The 14,922-nt window shown below is 64.4% G+C and carries 13 protein-coding genes and 1 pseudogene; 11 read left to right on the top strand and 3 right to left on the bottom strand.

The window, feature by feature from the left end; genetic code table 11:
- On the bottom strand, positions 1–978 hold a 978-nt coding region (locus tag F6S12_RS24840; protein ID WP_315869411.1), incomplete at its 3' end, for a sigma-54-dependent Fis family transcriptional regulator.
- Positions 979–1,333: 355 nt separating this feature from the next.
- On the opposite strand from F6S12_RS24840, the pseudogene F6S12_RS24835 reads away from it, so the two are divergent.
- The 7 genes and pseudogenes from F6S12_RS24835 to F6S12_RS24805 all read left to right on the top strand — a co-directional run bounded on the left by F6S12_RS24835 (position 1,334) and on the right by F6S12_RS24805 (position 7,914).
- Positions 1,334–2,409: pseudogene (locus tag F6S12_RS24835) on the top strand (ATP-NAD kinase family protein).
- Between the two features lie 2 nt (positions 2,410–2,411).
- Positions 2,412–3,389 (top strand): thiamine pyrophosphate-dependent dehydrogenase E1 component subunit alpha, encoded by a 978-nt coding sequence (locus tag F6S12_RS24830; protein ID WP_011060470.1) that lies wholly within the window; start codon positions 2,412–2,414, stop codon positions 3,387–3,389.
- Positions 3,390–3,419: 30 nt separating this feature from the next.
- Positions 3,420–4,433: an alpha-ketoacid dehydrogenase subunit beta gene (locus F6S12_RS24825; protein WP_011060471.1), complete on the top strand. Its 1,014-nt coding sequence runs from the start codon at positions 3,420–3,422 to the stop codon at positions 4,431–4,433.
- Entirely contained in the window at positions 4,433–5,545 is a 1,113-nt protein-coding gene (locus tag F6S12_RS24820) for an acetoin dehydrogenase dihydrolipoyllysine-residue acetyltransferase subunit (RefSeq protein WP_315869409.1), read from the top strand. Before F6S12_RS24825 ends, F6S12_RS24820 begins: the two co-directional genes overlap by 1 nt.
- Before the next feature lie 88 nt (positions 5,546–5,633).
- Complete coding sequence (locus F6S12_RS24815) at positions 5,634–6,707, top strand: 2,3-butanediol dehydrogenase (protein WP_253278683.1); 1,074 nt, start codon at positions 5,634–5,636, stop codon at positions 6,705–6,707.
- Between the two features lie 142 nt (positions 6,708–6,849).
- The gene (locus F6S12_RS24810) at positions 6,850–7,575 is read left to right on the top strand and encodes a hypothetical protein (protein WP_210457103.1); all 726 of its coding nucleotides are present in this window, start codon (positions 6,850–6,852) and stop codon (positions 7,573–7,575) included.
- A gap of 84 nt (positions 7,576–7,659) precedes the next feature.
- A complete protein-coding gene (locus tag F6S12_RS24805) occupies positions 7,660–7,914 on the top strand; it encodes a hypothetical protein (RefSeq protein WP_125062916.1) in 255 nt (84 codons plus the stop codon).
- Between the two features lie 22 nt (positions 7,915–7,936).
- Here F6S12_RS24805 and F6S12_RS24800 read toward each other — a convergent pair whose 3' ends face one another.
- Both F6S12_RS24800 and F6S12_RS24795 read right to left on the bottom strand, forming a co-directional pair.
- Complete coding sequence (locus F6S12_RS24800) at positions 7,937–8,293, bottom strand: DUF6572 domain-containing protein (RefSeq protein ID WP_053157429.1); 357 nt, start codon at positions 8,291–8,293, stop codon at positions 7,937–7,939.
- Between the two features lie 106 nt (positions 8,294–8,399).
- On the bottom strand, positions 8,400–9,311 hold the full coding sequence (locus F6S12_RS24795; RefSeq protein WP_053157432.1) for a LysR family transcriptional regulator: 912 nt from the start codon (positions 9,309–9,311) through the stop codon (positions 8,400–8,402).
- Between the two features lie 194 nt (positions 9,312–9,505).
- Between F6S12_RS24795 and F6S12_RS24790 the strand changes: the two genes are divergently transcribed.
- The 4 genes from F6S12_RS24790 to F6S12_RS24775 form a co-directional block, all read left to right on the top strand.
- A complete protein-coding gene (locus tag F6S12_RS24790; RefSeq protein ID WP_041117152.1) occupies positions 9,506–9,808 on the top strand; it encodes a peptidoglycan-binding domain-containing protein in 303 nt (100 codons plus the stop codon).
- Positions 9,809–9,962: 154 nt separating this feature from the next.
- Complete coding sequence (locus tag F6S12_RS24785) at positions 9,963–11,588, top strand: peptidoglycan D,D-transpeptidase FtsI family protein (RefSeq protein WP_275941685.1); 1,626 nt, start codon at positions 9,963–9,965, stop codon at positions 11,586–11,588.
- Between the two features lie 23 nt (positions 11,589–11,611).
- On the top strand, positions 11,612–13,528 hold the full coding sequence (gene mrdA, locus F6S12_RS24780) for a penicillin-binding protein 2 (RefSeq protein WP_315869408.1): 1,917 nt from the start codon (positions 11,612–11,614) through the stop codon (positions 13,526–13,528).
- Positions 13,529–13,644: 116 nt separating this feature from the next.
- A partial coding sequence (locus F6S12_RS24775) for a transglycosylase domain-containing protein (RefSeq protein WP_315869407.1) occupies positions 13,645–14,922 on the top strand: 1,278 nt, incomplete at its 3' end.

The following is a 14,922-nucleotide window of genomic DNA, read 5'->3' as shown; positions in this document are numbered from 1 at the left end:
CAGGCGCAGGCTCTGTTCCACCCGCGGGTCCAGCGGTTCTCCGGCCAGGCTCAGGCGCGGGCGCTGTGCCGGGCGCCTTGGCGCTTGCAGGCGGCCGTGGAGGTTATCGGAAAGGGGGCACAGGGCTTCGTCGCGGGCGCGCTGCAACAGCTGCGGGTCGAACACCTGGGCGATGTGCTGCGGCAAGCGGCCATAGCGGCGCAGCAGGTAATGGCGCGCCGCCGGGTTGAGCGCGCGCAGGCAACCGTCGTCGTCCCAGGCCAGCAGGTAATCCGGCTGGCTGTCGACATAGCCGGGGCTGGCATGGGCCCGCAGCACCCAGTAGCCCTGGGCGCTGTTCATGAAGAATGCCTGTTCGATCTCCCGCGCGCTCTGCACCACCATCTGCCGGATCAGGTGCTGGGAACGGCGGTCGTCCGGGGAACGCACCGCCGACACATCCAGCACCCCCAGCAACTCGCCCTGGGGGTCGAACACCGGGGCGGCGGAACAGGTCAGGCCGATGAACGCGGCGCGAAAATGGTCGCGCTTGTGCACGGTGATCGGCGTGCGCGCGGTGAGCACCGCCGCCACGCCGCAGGTGCCTTCTTCACCCTCCGACCAGCAGGTGCCCAGGTACAGCCCGGCCTTGCGGCAGTCGTTGCGCAGGGTGGATTCCACCCGGTAGTCGATGGTCTGGCCCTGGGCGTCGGTGAGCAGCACGCAGTAGTCGGCGTCGCGCACCCGGCCATGCAGGCGGGCCACTTCTTCGCTGGCGATGCGCAGGAACAGCTCGGAACGCTCGCGGCATTCCTTGAGCACGTTTTCGGACAGGATGCGCGGCCCCTGCAGCGAGCCGGGGTCCAGTTGGTGCTGCTCCATGGAGCGGCGCCAGGAATCGAGGATCAGGCTCGGCACCGGCGCCTGGGGCAGGTGATCGGCGTTTTTCAGGACCCGGCTGACGCAGTCCACATGGGCTTTTGAATGTGCGGAAAGCATGAAGGCCTCCGGTTGCAGCTTCTTATCGTTGTGGGCGCATTAAGCGCCGATCCGCGGCTCCCGACAAGCACCGGGCGGCGCCGTGGGGGCGCTGAGACGCAACGTCTCAGGGTCTCGCCAAGGCCCCGTGCAGCCTGACATGCAACGTCTCAGGCGCAGGGCTTCCCGACACCTGCAGGCGAGTGCAACAGCCGCTCTGCCACGGGCCTTTGCAGCGGTTTTTCCATAACTGGCACCGGCCTTGCTCTGGCTCTTGGCAACCAGCCCTTGGCAACCCGCGCCGACTGGCCCATCGAAGAATAAGAACGAGGTGCCCGATGTTTTCTCCTGCCTGTGCTCCGCCCGCGGTGAGCCCATGAGCCGCCGCCCCCTCACTGTCGGCATCATCGCCAACCCGGCTTCGGGCCGTGATGTGCGCCGCCTCACCGCCAATGCCGGGTTGTTCTCCAGCACCGACAAGGTCTCGGTGATCCAGCGCCTGCTGGCGGCCTTTGGCGCCACCGGCATCACCCAGGTGCTGATGCCCACTGACATGACCGGCATCGCCGCCGCGGTGCAGAAAAACAGCCGTAGCCGCCAGGCCCGGGAGCAGCACTGGCCAGCCCTGGAGTTTCTCGACCTGACCCTGCGCCAGAGCGTCGAGGACACCCGCCAAGCCGCACGCTGGATGGCCGAGCGCGGGGTGTCGCTGATCGCCGTGCTCGGTGGCGATGGCACCCACAAGGCGGTGGCTGCCGAGGTCGGCGATATTCCGCTGCTGACCCTGTCCACCGGCACCAACAACGCCTTTCCGGAACTGCGCGAAGCCACCAGCGCGGGGCTGGCCGGTGGGCTCTACGCCAGCGGCCGGGTGCCCGCCGAGATCGCCCTGCGGCGCAACAAGCGGCTGCTGGTGCGCGAGCCGTCCCGGGGCCTGTGTGAGGTGGCCCTGGTGGACGTGGCGGTGTCGCCCCTGGCCTTTGTCGGCGCCCGGGCCATCAGCCGCGCCAGTGATCTGGCCGAGGTGTTCGTGACCTTCGCCGAACCCCAGTCCATTGGCATTTCCGCGCTCTGCGGGCTGTGGTTGCCGGTGACTCGCCAGGAAGCCCACGGCGCCTGGATGCGCCTGGACCCGCAGTCCCCAGAAGCGCTGCTGGTGCCCCTGGCTCCCGGCCTGCTGCAGGGCTGCGGGGTGCTGGAGGCCGGCTACCTGCAACCCGATGTGCCCCAGCCCCTGTGCCTGAACGCCGGCACCCTGGCCCTGGATGGCGAGCGCGAGATCGAGTTCAACCCCCACGACCGGCCCACGGTCACCCTGGATGCCGGCGGCCCGCTGAGCATTGACGTCAACGCGGTCCTGGAACACGCGGCGCGCCAGCGCCTGCTGGCCATCGACCGTGATCACCGGCAACACCCCGTGAACCTTCAGTCCGAAGACACCCTGGAGAATAAAAATGTCGACACCCCTGACCACTGACCAGTTGCTCCACGCCTACCGGGTGATGCGCACCATCCGCGCATTCGAAGAACGCCTGCACGTGGAATTCGCCACCGGCGAGATCCCCGGTTTCGTCCACCTCTACGCCGGGGAAGAAGCCTCGGCCGCCGGGGTCATGGCCCACCTGCGCGACGATGACTGCATCGCCTCCAACCACCGTGGCCACGGCCATTGCATCGCCAAGGGCGTGGACGTCTACGGGATGATGGCGGAGATCTACGGCAAGAAGACCGGGGTCTGCCAGGGCAAGGGCGGCTCCATGCACATCGCCGATTTCGAGAAGGGCATGCTCGGCGCCAACGGCATCGTCGGTGCCGGTGCGCCGCTGGTGGTGGGCGCGGCCCTGGCCGCGCGGCTGCAAGGCACCGACGGTGTGTCGGTGGTGTTCTTCGGCGACGGCGGCTCCAACGAAGGCGCGGTGTTCGAAGCCATGAACATGGCCTCGGTGTGGAACCTGCCGTGCCTGTTCATCGCCGAGAACAACGGCTACGCCGAAGCCACGGCCTCCAACTGGTCGGTGGCGTGCGACCACATCGCCGACCGCGCCGCCGGCTTCGGCATGCCCGGGGTGACGGTGGACGGCTTTGATTTCTTCGCCGTGCACGAAGCTGCCGGCGCCGCCGTGGAGCGGGCCCGGGCCGGGGAGGGGCCGTCGCTGATCGAGGTCAAGCTGACCCGCTACTACGGCCACTTCGAGGGCGACGCCCAGACCTACCGCGCGCCGGATGAGGTCAAGCATTACCGCGAGCACAACGACTGCCTGATGCAGTTCCGCGAGCGCACCACCCGTTCGGGCCTGGTGCAGGCCAGCCAGCTGGACCAGATCGATGCCGACGTGGAAGCGCTGATCGAAGACGCGGTGCGCAAGGCCAAGTCCGACCCCAAACCGAGCCCCGCCGACCTGCTCAGCGACGTCTACGTCGCTTATCCATAACGCCCCACAGAACAACAAGAGACCACCATCATGGCGAGAAAAATCAGTTACCAGCAGGCCATCAATGAAGCCCTGGCCCAGGAAATGCGGCGCGACCCCAGCGTGTTCATCATGGGTGAAGACGTGGCGGGCGGCGCCGGCGCCCCCGGCGACAACGACGCCTGGGGCGGCGTGCTCGGGGTGACCAAGGGCCTCTACCATCAATTCCCCGGGCGGGTGCTGGACACCCCGCTGTCGGAGATCGGCTACGTCGGCGCTGCGGTCGGCGCTGCCACCCGTGGCGTGCGCCCGGTGTGCGAGCTGATGTTCGTCGACTTCGCCGGCTGCTGCCTGGACCAGATCCTCAATCAGGCGGCGAAGTTTCGCTACATGTTCGGCGGCAAGGCCCAGACCCCGCTGGTGATCCGCACCATGGTCGGCGCCGGCCTGCGCGCCGCGGCCCAGCACTCGCAAATGCTGACCTCGCTGTGGACCCACATCCCCGGGCTGAAAGTGGTCTGCCCCTCGTCGCCCTACGACGCCAAGGGCCTGCTGATCCAGGCCATCCGCGACAACGACCCGGTGATCTTCTGCGAGCACAAGCTGCTCTACAGCCTGCAGGGCGAAGTGCCGGAGGAGTCCTACGCGATTCCCTTCGGCGAGGCCAACTTCCTGCGCGACGGCAAGGACGTGACCCTGGTGTCCTACGGGCGCACGGTGAACACCGCCCTGGACGCGGCCCGCAGCTTGGCCGGGCGCGGTATCGACTGCGAGGTGATCGACCTGCGCACCACCAGCCCGCTGGATGAAGACAGCATCCTGGAAAGCGTGGAGAAGACCGGGCGCCTGGTGGTGATCGACGAAGCCAACCCGCGCTGCTCCATGGCCACCGACATCTCGGCCCTGGTGGCGCAGAAAGCCTTCGCCTCCCTCAAGGCGCCGATTGAAATGGTCACCGCGCCCCACACCCCAGTGCCGTTCTCCGACGCCCTGGAAGACCTGTACATCCCCGACGCGGCGAAGATCGAAAAAGCCGTGCTCACTGTGATCGAGTGGAGCCGCTGATGAGCCAGATCCATACCCTGACCATGCCCAAGTGGGGCCTGTCGATGACCGAGGGCCGGGTCGATGCCTGGCTCAAGGAAGAAGGCCAGAGCATCAGCAAGGGCGATGAAGTGCTGGACGTGGAGACCGACAAGATCTCCAGCAGCGTCGAGGCGCCGTTCTCCGGCATCCTGCGTCGGCAGATCGCCCGCCAGGACGAGACCCTGGCGGTGGGCGCGCTGCTGGGCATCGTGGTCGATGGCGAAGCCAGTGACGCCGAGATCGACGCGGTGATCGAGCAGTTCCAGGCCAGCTTCGTGCCCGGCGACAGCGCCGATGAAGACAGCGGCCCGGCGCCGCAGAAGGTCGAACTGGGCGACCGCCTGATCCGCTATTTCGAGCGCGGTGAAGGTGGCACGCCGCTGCTGCTGGTGCACGGCTTTGGCGGCGACCTCAACAACTGGCTGTTCAACCACGAAGCCCTGGCCGCCGGGCGCCGGGTGATCGCCCTCGACCTGCCGGGCCACGGCGAATCGACCAAGGCCCTGCAACGGGGCGACCTGGATGAATTGAGCGAAGTGCTGCTGGCGCTGCTGGATCACCTGGAGATTCCCGTGGCCCATCTGGTGGGCCACTCCATGGGCGGCGCGGTGTCCCTCAACACCGCGCGGCTGGCGCCGGACCGCGTGCGCACCCTGACCCTGATCGGCAGCGCCGGGCTGGGCCGCGAGATCAACGGCGACTACCTGCAAGGCTTTGTCGAGGCCAGCAACCGCAATGCGCTGAAGCCGCATCTGGTGCAGCTGTTCTCCAACGCCGAGCTGGTGAACCGGCAGATGCTCGACGACATGCTCAAGTACAAGCGCCTGGAAGGGGTGCAGGCGGCCCTCGGGCAGTTGGCCGGCAACCTGTTCGCCGACGGCCGCCAGCACGCCGACCTGCGCCCGGTGGTGCAGGACGGCCCGCAGCCGGTGCTGGTGATCTGGGGCAGCGACGACCGGATCATTCCGGTGAGCCACAGCGCCGATCTCAAGGCGCAGATCGAGGTGCTGCCGGGGCAGGGGCACATGCTGCAGATGGAAGCGGCGGAGCAGGTCAACTGCCTGATCCTCGATTTTATCCAGCAGCACTGAGGTGTTCTGCGGCGGCCAGGGGGCCGTCGCAGCTCTACAAGAATAAGGAGAAGCCAAGATGAGTGTTTCCCTCAAGCCTGTTTCCAGCATGCGTGCCGCGGTCTGGCACGGCCGCCACGATATCCGCGTCGAAGACGTACCGCTGCCCGACGCGCCGCCTGCCGGCTGGGTGCAGATCCGCGTCGATTGGTGCGGCATCTGCGGCTCCGACCTGCACGAATACGTGGCCGGGCCGGTGTTCATTCCGGTGGACGCACCGCACCCGCTGACCGGGATCAAGGGCCAGTGCATCCTCGGCCACGAGTTCTGCGGCGAAATCGTCGCCCTGGGCGAAGGGGTCCAGGGTTTCAGCCTCGGCCAGCCGGTGGCCGCCGACGCCTGCCAGCACTGTGGCACCTGCTATTACTGCACCCACGGCCTGTACAACATCTGCGAAAACCTGGCCTTTACCGGGCTGATGAACAACGGCGCCTTCGCCGAATTGGTCAACGTGCCGGCCAACCTGCTGTACGCCTTGCCGGCCAACTTTCCCGCCGAGGCCGGAGCGCTGATCGAGCCGCTGGCGGTGGGCATGCACGCGGTGAAAAAAGCCGGCAGTTTGTTGGGGCAGAACGTGGTGGTGGTCGGCGCCGGCACCATCGGCCTGTGCACCATCATGTGCGCCAAGGCCGCCGGCGCGGCCCAGGTGATCGCCCTGGAAATGTCCGGCGCGCGCAAGGCCAAGGCCCTGGAGGTGGGCGCGACCCACGTGCTCGACCCCAAGGAGTGCGATGCCCTGGCCGAGGTCAAGCGCCTGACCGGCGGGCTGGGGGCCGATGTCAGCTTTGAGTGCATCGGCAACAAGCACACCGCCAAGCTGGCCATCGACCTGATCCGCAAGGCCGGCAAGTGCGTGATGGTGGGAATATTCGAAGAGCCCAGCGAGTTCAACTTCTTCGAGCTGGTGGCCACCGAGAAAACGGTGCTGGGGGCCCTGGCCTACAACGGTGAGTTCGCCGATGTGATCGCCTTCATCGCCGATGGCCGGCTGGACATTTCGCCCCTGGTGACCGGGCGCATCCAGCTGGAAGAGATTGTCGGCCAGGGCTTCGAGGAGCTGGTCAACAACAAGGAGCACAACGTCAAGATCATTGTTTCTCCCGGTCAGTTGCGACGCTCGTAAACGAGCGATTTGGCGATGGCCGGCCGCGGCCATCGCACTTTTTTACAGTTTTGCGTTCTATCACCAGGCCTGGCCGCGCCGATCCCCGCCGCAGCCCGTGAATTCCGACCCGGTGCCGATGGCCTACGCTCCCTCTTCTTGCATGATGCAAACCCGCTTTCAGCGCCTGTTCCTGGTGGCGCTGCTGATACTTGGCGCCACGGCCTGTACCCAGCAGCAAGGGCGCGATATCGCCAAACAGTTTCGTGAAGGCAAGCCTGACGAATTCTTCCAGACCAGCGTTGACCGTATGGCCACCATCGGCATGCGCGACAACCTGCAGAGCCTGTACCTGCTGATGGGCAAGCTCTACCTGCGCAACCCCAGCCAGTGGCGCAAGTCGGGGTTCCCCGATGGCACCACGGCCCAGCGCGAGATCCGCAATGCCATCGAAAAGCGCCAGCCGCTGCCGGCCCTGGGGGATCGTCGCGACCTGATGGCCCTGAGCTATTCCCTGAGCCCGGAGTTCCAGGGCGATCGGGTGGGGGCCTTCATCTATGCCATTGGCAGCATGCTGGTGACCGCCCATGGCGGGCGCACCGAGTTCTACATGACCGATACCATCGACCCGCAGTTCATCAGCAACGCCGCGCGCAATATCGAGAAGGCCACCTGGCTGCTGAGCCAGCGCCAGGATGCCAATGGGGTGCTGTTGCTGTTCTCCAACGAGATTTCCGAGGAGGGCAGCAACCTGAGTTTTGCCGTGGAGTTCGGCAAGATCGTCGCGCGCCTGGATTTGCTCACGCAGATTCTCGATGAGCGCTACCGGCGGGTGGGGTTCAATTACGCGCAGAGCCTGCTGCTGATGAATTTCTTGCCGGTGCAGTAGGGCCCAGGCCTTGGCTGTACAGGCGCTGGTTTTCGCTGCAGGCTCACCCCTCAAAAATGTCCCACGGGCGCAGGCATTCAACCTTTGAAAAAGCTGAAGACATTCACCGTGCATGGCACCGCAGTTGGCAGTGACCAGCGCATTCAACTGGACGAAATTTCGATTCTCGCCGAGCCGGACACACTCAGGGCACTGGGTGAGTTCCTGATCAACGCTTCAGCCGACATGGCGGCCAATGGCCTGGAACATGTGCACCTGCAAGACGTGATCGAGCACTTCTCGCACCAAGAGCATGTGGATGTGATTGCCCTCAACCGGGCTGTGATCAAGCCTGCCTGAGGCAGCGCCGTGCCCGGCCCGGCTACATGTTGCGAATCCTCTCGTCGACCCTGAGCTCGAACTCGAAGCCAATGCCCACGTCATTCAGGGTTTCGGTGACCCGGGCCATGAAGTACTCGGCCTGCGCGGGCAATTCATACAAGCCAATGACCCGGATGATCGGGTACTTGCCATAGGCGCCGGGGATCTCGGTGTAGATCTCGCCACTTTCGATGAAGGCGATGTAGCTGTTGATTTTCTCTTGCAGCACGAGCAAGTGCTCGCCTTGTTCCGCCTTGTCGCCCCATTCGAGGTGGTCGGTCATCACCAGTAGCAGGTCGTTGGGAGCCTCCTTGGAGACCCCCCAGAAATCGATGACTTTGGGGTTGGTGACGGACATGGCTGATCCTTCAGGCGGTGGGGGTGGGGATTGTATTACGCGCCCCGGGGTTAGTGGCGGTGCTGTAGCAAGTGTCCGTTCTGAGACGTTCGTAAGCCTTCGCCCTTCATTGCAGAAAGAAATGCTCCTTGATCGAATCCAGCAGCAGTGACTTGACGATCTGCAACGCGTTGTCGTGTTTGCTGCCCACGCGCATGCCGATCTCAAGTTCGTAGGAAGGCATGGGCACGGGGCAGGGGAAGGTTTGCAGCGAACTGATCCGTTCCATTGCGCGTGCGGCGTGGGTGGGCACGGTGGTGATCAGTTTGGAGCCCACCAGCAGAAAGGGAACGGCGGCGAAGTGCGAGGTCGAGGCCTTGATCGTGCGGGTCAGGCCGACGTTGTTCAGGCCTTCATCGACAATGCCGACATAACCTGCGGACGACACCAGCAGGTGCGGGCGCTGAGCGTAATCCTCCGCGGTCACCGGGACGGTGTTGTGGGCATCGGCGATGCCCAGGTAGTTGCCGCGGCCCAGCCTGATGCGGGTGATCAAGTGCGAGGACAAGCCTCCGGCGGAGATGGCGAGATCGATCTTGTGGCCCATCAGCATGTCTTGTACGACGCCGCTGTGGGTTTGCCGGAAGAGGATGCGCAGCCCGGGCAGGCGCTCTTCCACCACCGAGAGAATCTTCTGCCCCAGGGCGATTTCACTGTCATCGGAGAGCCCGATGGTGAGGGTGCGGCCCTGCACTTGCTGGCCGTCGGAGGCCATGGCCAGGGCCAGCCTGCAGCGGTTGATGGCTTCTTCGACCAGGGGGTACAACTCGCTTGCGCGCATGGTCGGGCGCAGGCCGCGCCCTGTGCGCTCAAACAACGGGTCGCTATAGATCTCTCGCAAACGTGCAAGGGAAGCGCTGACCGCCGGCTGGGTGACGCCCAGCCGGATAGCCGCGCGGCTGGCACCGCCTTCTTCGACCAGGGCGGCAAAAACCCGGAGCAGGTTCAGGTCGGTGTTCTCGATATCAATGGTTTTCATATCAGATAGCTTGAATAGAGCGTTGATCTATATTGTACCAGCCATAAAATGACCCGCCAAAACAATCAACGGCTTGAATTACAGAGCCGGTGTTGATGTTTCCAATACTGGGTTAGTGCCCGTTAGTTCGGTTTTTTTATAGGCGGGCATAAGCCTTGGCTGTTGGGTAAGAGGTTTTAACCAGAGGTTGAAGTATGGCGCGCCACTGTAAGTATCTTGCGGCCATGGTGCTCTTTGCCTGGGCCTTTGCGGCTTCTGCTTGCCTGTTTGAAACCGCCATCGGCTCACCTTTGGGAGAAGAAGTTGTGGGTAGATTGCAGCAGGCCCTGGCGGCGCGAAATTATTATCAGGGAACAATAGATGGCGTGGTGGGGGAGAAAACCGAAGAAGCCATCTTTCTATTCCAGATGGACTGTGAACTTCCGTTAACCGGCAGTATCAACTCGCAGATCCTGCAAAGGCTGGATATAAGGCCGCCCTTGTGGTTATCGGAATAAGTGTGTGGCTTGAAGGTCCGGTACAGGGAAACGTAATTGTTTCGCTATCAAAGGTCAGTGGCTGGAAAGTGGTTTTATTCTTATGGCTTTAACCCATAGCCCAGCGTCTGGTTATCCGTGGCGATTCAGGCTGGCTGTTGTTCTGGTGGGGGTGATGGCCGCAATTGTGTGCGGCCGGATCATTCAACTGCAGATCGCCGACAAGGCGTTTCTGATCAAGCAGGGCGATGCCCGAAGCCTGCGCTCTGTGGCTATCCCGGCCTACCGAGGCTTGATCACCGATCGCCATGGGCAGCCTCTATCCGTCAGCACGCCGGTGACCACGGTCTGGCTCAACCCCCGGGAGCTGATGGGCGAGCAGGGCCACTGGGCTGCGCTGGCCCAGGCGCTTGACGTGCCACAGAGCCGGTTGAGCTCGATCATCCTGCGCAACCGGCAGAAAGAGTTTGCCTACCTGCATCGGCGCGTTGCTCCCCAGGTGGCGGAACAGATGATGCAGGCGGTGCAGGCACTCAAGGTCACGGGGGTTCATACGCTGCAAGAGTCCCGCAGGTTTTATCCGGCGGGCGCCTCCATCGCGCACGTCATCGGCTTTACCGATATCGACAACCGCGGTAGCGAAGGGCTCGAACTGGCTTATGAGAGTGTGCTGCGCGGGCGCGATGGCAAGCAGTTGGTGCTCAAGGATCGCCGTGGCCACTTGATCGAGGACCTGGGGGTTTCGCGCCTGGCCAGGCCCGGGCAGGCACTCGCGCTGTCTGTGGATCTGCGCCTGCAATACGTGGCCGATCGAGAGCTGCGCGAGGGCATTGCCAGCAATGGTGCGGATGCCGGCAGCGTGGTGATCATGGATGTGCGCACCGGCGAGATCCTGGCCTTGGCCAATCAGCCCAGCTACAACCCGAACAATCGCTCTCGGGTGACGCCGTCGATGATGCGCAATCGCGCAGTGGTCGATGTATTCGAGCCGGCTTCAACCCTGAAGCCGTTCTCGGTGGCCGCCGCGCTGGAAAGTGGGCGCTGGAAGCCGGGGGACAGGGTGCACGTGGCAACCGGCACCTTGCAGATCGGCCGATACACCATTCGCGATGCTTCCAGGACCGCGGGCGAAACCCTGGACCTGACCGGCATCCTGGTGCGTTCGAGCAACGTTGCCATCAGCCAGGTGGCCTTCGATATCGGCGCACCGCGGATTCATGACCTGCTGCACCGGGTGGGGCTGGGCCAGGAGACGGGCGTAGGGTTCCCCGGTGAACAGACCGGGGTGCTGCCCCTGCGCCGGGAGTGGCGGCCCACCGAAACCGCGACGCTGGCTTACGGCTATGGGGTGTCCGTTACCGCGGTACAGCTGGCCAGGGCTTACGCCACCCTGCTCAACGGCGGTGTCCGGGTGCCCACTTCACTGCTGCGGGTTTCTGCCGTGCCCAAGGGCGTCCAGGTGATGCCGGCCAGCGTGGCCAATACCGTGAAAGACATGCTGGTGCAGGTGGTTGAAGGCCCCAGGGGCATCTATCGGGCCAAGGTGCCTGGCTATCACGTGGGTGGAAAAAGCGGCACCGCGAAAAAAACCAGCCAGGGTGCCAAGGGCTATCTGGCCAGCTCCTATCGCGCCATGTTTGCCGGTTTCGCCCCGGCGGCAAACCCCAGGTTCGTGATTGTGGTCGTGGTGGACAACCCCAGGCACCACGGCTTTTTTGGCGGGCTGGTATCCGCCCCGTTGTTCAGCAAGATCATGTCGCAGACTCTGCGCCTCAATAACGTGGCTCCCGATGATATTTGAAGCCTATGCAGCAAGAGTTGCCCATGCCGCAAATCAGTAACTTCAATCACCAGCAAACAGAAGATGCGATCGTCACCAAACGAATAATGGCAAGTGCCGTGCTGGTGGTTCTGCTGACCGCGGCGCTGGTGGTCAGGCTTTATTTTCTGCAAGTGACGCAACATGAGTACCAGGTTGCCGTTGCGGAAAAGAACCGCGTGCACATCAGGCTCATCCCGCCAGAACGGGGGCTTATCTATGACCGCAATAACGTGGTTCTGGCCGATAACGTAGCCAGTTTCAACTTGACCCTGACCCGTGAACGCGCCGGGGATGTCGGTGTCGTCCTTGGCCATCTGGCGCGGATTCTGCAATTGCCCGAAGCCGAACGCAGCCGGGTCGAGAAGGAACTGCGCCGCGCAAGAAGAGCCTTCGAGCCCGTGACGCTGATGCTGGACCTGACGGAAAAACAGATCGCGCAGGTAGCGGTCAATCAGTTCCTGTTGCCCGGTGTCGAGGTCCAGGCGCAGTTTCTCAGGCAGTACCCCCATGGCGAGCATTTTGCCCACTCGGTGGGGTATGTCGGGCGGATCAACGAGCAGGAGTACAAGCGCCTCGATCCGGCCCGATACCTGCGCAGCCAGTTGATCGGCAAGACCGGGATCGAGCGTTTCTACGAAGACGCCCTGCATGGCCAGATGGGGTTTGAAGAAGTGGAGACCAATGCCCAGGGCCGGGTGATGCGGGTGCTGCGCCGGCACAACCCGATTGCCGGGCAGGACATCGTCCTGACCCTCGACGCCGGGCTGCAGGGTGCCGCCGAGGAAGCGCTGGGGGACCGGCGGGGCGCGGTGGTGGCCCTGGACCCGGCCACGGGGCAGGTGCTGGCAATGGTTAGCCGGCCGAGCTTCGACCCCAACCCCAACCCCTTCGTCAAGGGCATCTCTGCGCCAGGCTACGCCGCCTTGCGCGATTCCGATGACATGCCGCTGTTCAACCGGGTGTTGCGCGGGCTCTATCCCCCGGGCTCGACCATCAAGCCCATGGTGGTGGTGGCGGGCCTGGACAGCGGCGTGATCACCCCCACCAGCCAGGTGTTTGACCGGGGTTATTTCGAGCTGCCCAACTACAAGCACAAGTACCGCAACTGGAACCGGGGCGGCGAAGGCTGGGTGGACATGTACGACGCGATCATGCGCTCCAATGACACCTACTTCTATGACCTGGCCCACAGGCTGGGGGTCAGAAGGCTGCACAGCTACCTCAGCGAATTCGGCCTGGGGCAAAAGGTTTCGATCGACATGTTCGAAGAGGCAGCGGGATTGATGCCGTCCCCTGAATGGAAGCGCGCCACCCGCCGGCAACCCTGGTTCCCCGGGGAAACCCTGATTCTGGGCATCGGCCAGGGCTATATGCAGGTCACGCCCCTGCAACTGGCCCAGGCCACCAGCCTGATCGCCAATCGGGGGATCTGGCACCGGCCGCACCTGGCGCTGGCGGTCGGCGGCCAGGCGCCGGTCGACCCCAGACCCATGCCGAACATCGTGCTCAAGGATGCCCATTCCTGGGATCAGGTCATCCAGGGCATGCAGATGGTCATGCACAACCCCCGTGGCGTAGGCCGCGCAGCAGCACGGGGCGCGCAGTACCGCATTGCCGGGAAAAGCGGCACGGCGCAGGTGGTGGCGATCAAGCAGGGCGAACGCTACAACCGCAACAAGACCCATGAGCGCCACCGGGACAACGCGCTCTTTGTCGGCTTCGCCCCGGCCGAACAGCCGGCCATCGTGGTGGCGGTGATGATCGAGAACGGCGAGGCCGGGGCCCGGGTCGCCGGCCCGGTGGTGCGCAAGGTCATGGATGCCTGGCTGCTGGATAGCCGTGGCCAGTTGAAAGCGCAGTTCGCGCCACCGGCGGCCCTGGAACCCAACCCCAGCTCGCTGACGGTGAATGCCAGCTAGGTGCGCAGGCGTTCTCCATGTGGGGCTAACGCGGCAGGCACGAGGCTGCAGCCTGTAGCGCGCAAGACACCGGCCAGGGCTTCAGGGCCCGCCGCGTTCGAATTCAAAAACGTTCAATGAGGAAACTACGGGTGCGAGTCATTCACTATCTGGGCTGGAGCCTGCTGGCGCTGATCAGCGTGCTGCTGCTCGCCGCCAGCGGCACCTACCTTTACCTGCAACCCCAACTGCCCGATGTCGAAGCCCTCAGGGACGTGCACCTGCAGGAGCCGCTGCAGGTCTTCACCCGGGATGGCAAGCTGATCGCCGAGTTCGGTGAAGTGCGGCGCATACCCCTTGCCAGCGCGGACATTCCGCCGGATTTTCGCTCGGCCTTGATGGCCGCCGAGGACGGCAACTTCTATCAGCATGCCGGGGTCGACCCGGTCGGCCTGCTGCGGGCTGCGCTGCAACTGCTCAAGAGCGGCCACGTGCGCTCCGGGGGCAGCACCATCACCATGCAAGTGGCGAAGAACTTCTTCCTCAGCCGCGAGCGAACCCTGTCGCGCAAGCTGACCGAGATCCTCCTGGCCCTGCAGATCGAGCGCAGCCTGAGCAAGGAGGAAATCTTCAACCTGTATGTGAACAAGATCTACCTGGGCAAGCGCGCCTACGGCATCGCGGCGGCGGCCAACATCTACTACGGCAAACCGGTAGCGCAGCTGAGCCTGGCCCAGGTGGCGATGATTGCCGGGCTGCCCAAGGCGCCATCGCGCTACAACCCGATCAATAACCCGGCCCGGGCCCAGCAGCGTCGCGACTGGATCCTGGGGCGCATGTACGAGCTGGGCAGCATTGATCGGCAGCGTTACCAAGCCGCGTTGGCGGAAGGCGTCGATGCCAGTTACCACGCTCCGGAGCCGGAGGTCGATGCCCCCTATATCGCCGAAATGGCCAGGGCGGACATGCTCCGGCGCTTTGGCGATGAGGCCTATACCCTGGGCTTGCGGGTGGTGACCACGGTGCCCAGCCAGTTGCAGGCGTCGGCCACCGCGGCGTTGCGCAACGGCTTGAAGACCTACGACAAGCGCCACGGCTACCGCGGCCCCGAAGGCCATTTTGCCGGCAAGGTCAGCGATCAATGGCCCGAGCAGCTCAAGCGTTATCCGGCCTATGGCGGCTTGCAGGCGATGGCGGTGACCCAGGTCTTCGAACAGAGCATCAGCCTGGTGGACGCCAGCGGCCAGCAACACTCCGTGCCCTGGAGCAGCATGAAATGGGCGCGCCCCTACCTCGGCCACAGTGCCCTGGGGCGCGTGCCGGCGCGGCCGGCCGATGTGGTCAAGGTCGGGGATGTGGTGCGCGTCGACCGGCAAAACGAGCCGCTGCTGAGCTTTAGCCAGGTGCCCAGGGCC

Source organism: Pseudomonas sp. JV245A (assembly GCF_032424515.1).
GTDB classification, from domain to species: Bacteria; Pseudomonadota; Gammaproteobacteria; order Pseudomonadales; family Pseudomonadaceae; genus Aquipseudomonas; species Aquipseudomonas protegens.
This window is presented reverse-complemented; position numbering and strand designations above follow the sequence as displayed.

Coding starts and splice junctions, on each gene's coding strand:
- mrdA (WP_315869408.1), top strand. CDS start 11,612: ATGCCGCAAATCAGTAACTTCAATCACCAGCAAACAGAAGATGCGATC.
- F6S12_RS24810 (WP_210457103.1), top strand. CDS start 6,850: ATGATGCAAACCCGCTTTCAGCGCCTGTTCCTGGTGGCGCTGCTGATA.
- F6S12_RS24795 (WP_053157432.1), bottom strand. CDS start 9,311: ATGAAAACCATTGATATCGAGAACACCGACCTGAACCTGCTCCGGGTT.
- F6S12_RS24825 (WP_011060471.1), top strand. CDS start 3,420: ATGGCGAGAAAAATCAGTTACCAGCAGGCCATCAATGAAGCCCTGGCC.
- F6S12_RS24785 (WP_275941685.1), top strand. CDS start 9,963: ATGGCCGCAATTGTGTGCGGCCGGATCATTCAACTGCAGATCGCCGAC.
- F6S12_RS24790 (WP_041117152.1), top strand. CDS start 9,506: ATGGCGCGCCACTGTAAGTATCTTGCGGCCATGGTGCTCTTTGCCTGG.
- F6S12_RS24815 (WP_253278683.1), top strand. CDS start 5,634: ATGCGTGCCGCGGTCTGGCACGGCCGCCACGATATCCGCGTCGAAGAC.
- F6S12_RS24820 (WP_315869409.1), top strand. CDS start 4,433: ATGAGCCAGATCCATACCCTGACCATGCCCAAGTGGGGCCTGTCGATG.
- F6S12_RS24830 (WP_011060470.1), top strand. CDS start 2,412: ATGTCGACACCCCTGACCACTGACCAGTTGCTCCACGCCTACCGGGTG.
- F6S12_RS24800 (WP_053157429.1), bottom strand. CDS start 8,293: ATGTCCGTCACCAACCCCAAAGTCATCGATTTCTGGGGGGTCTCCAAG.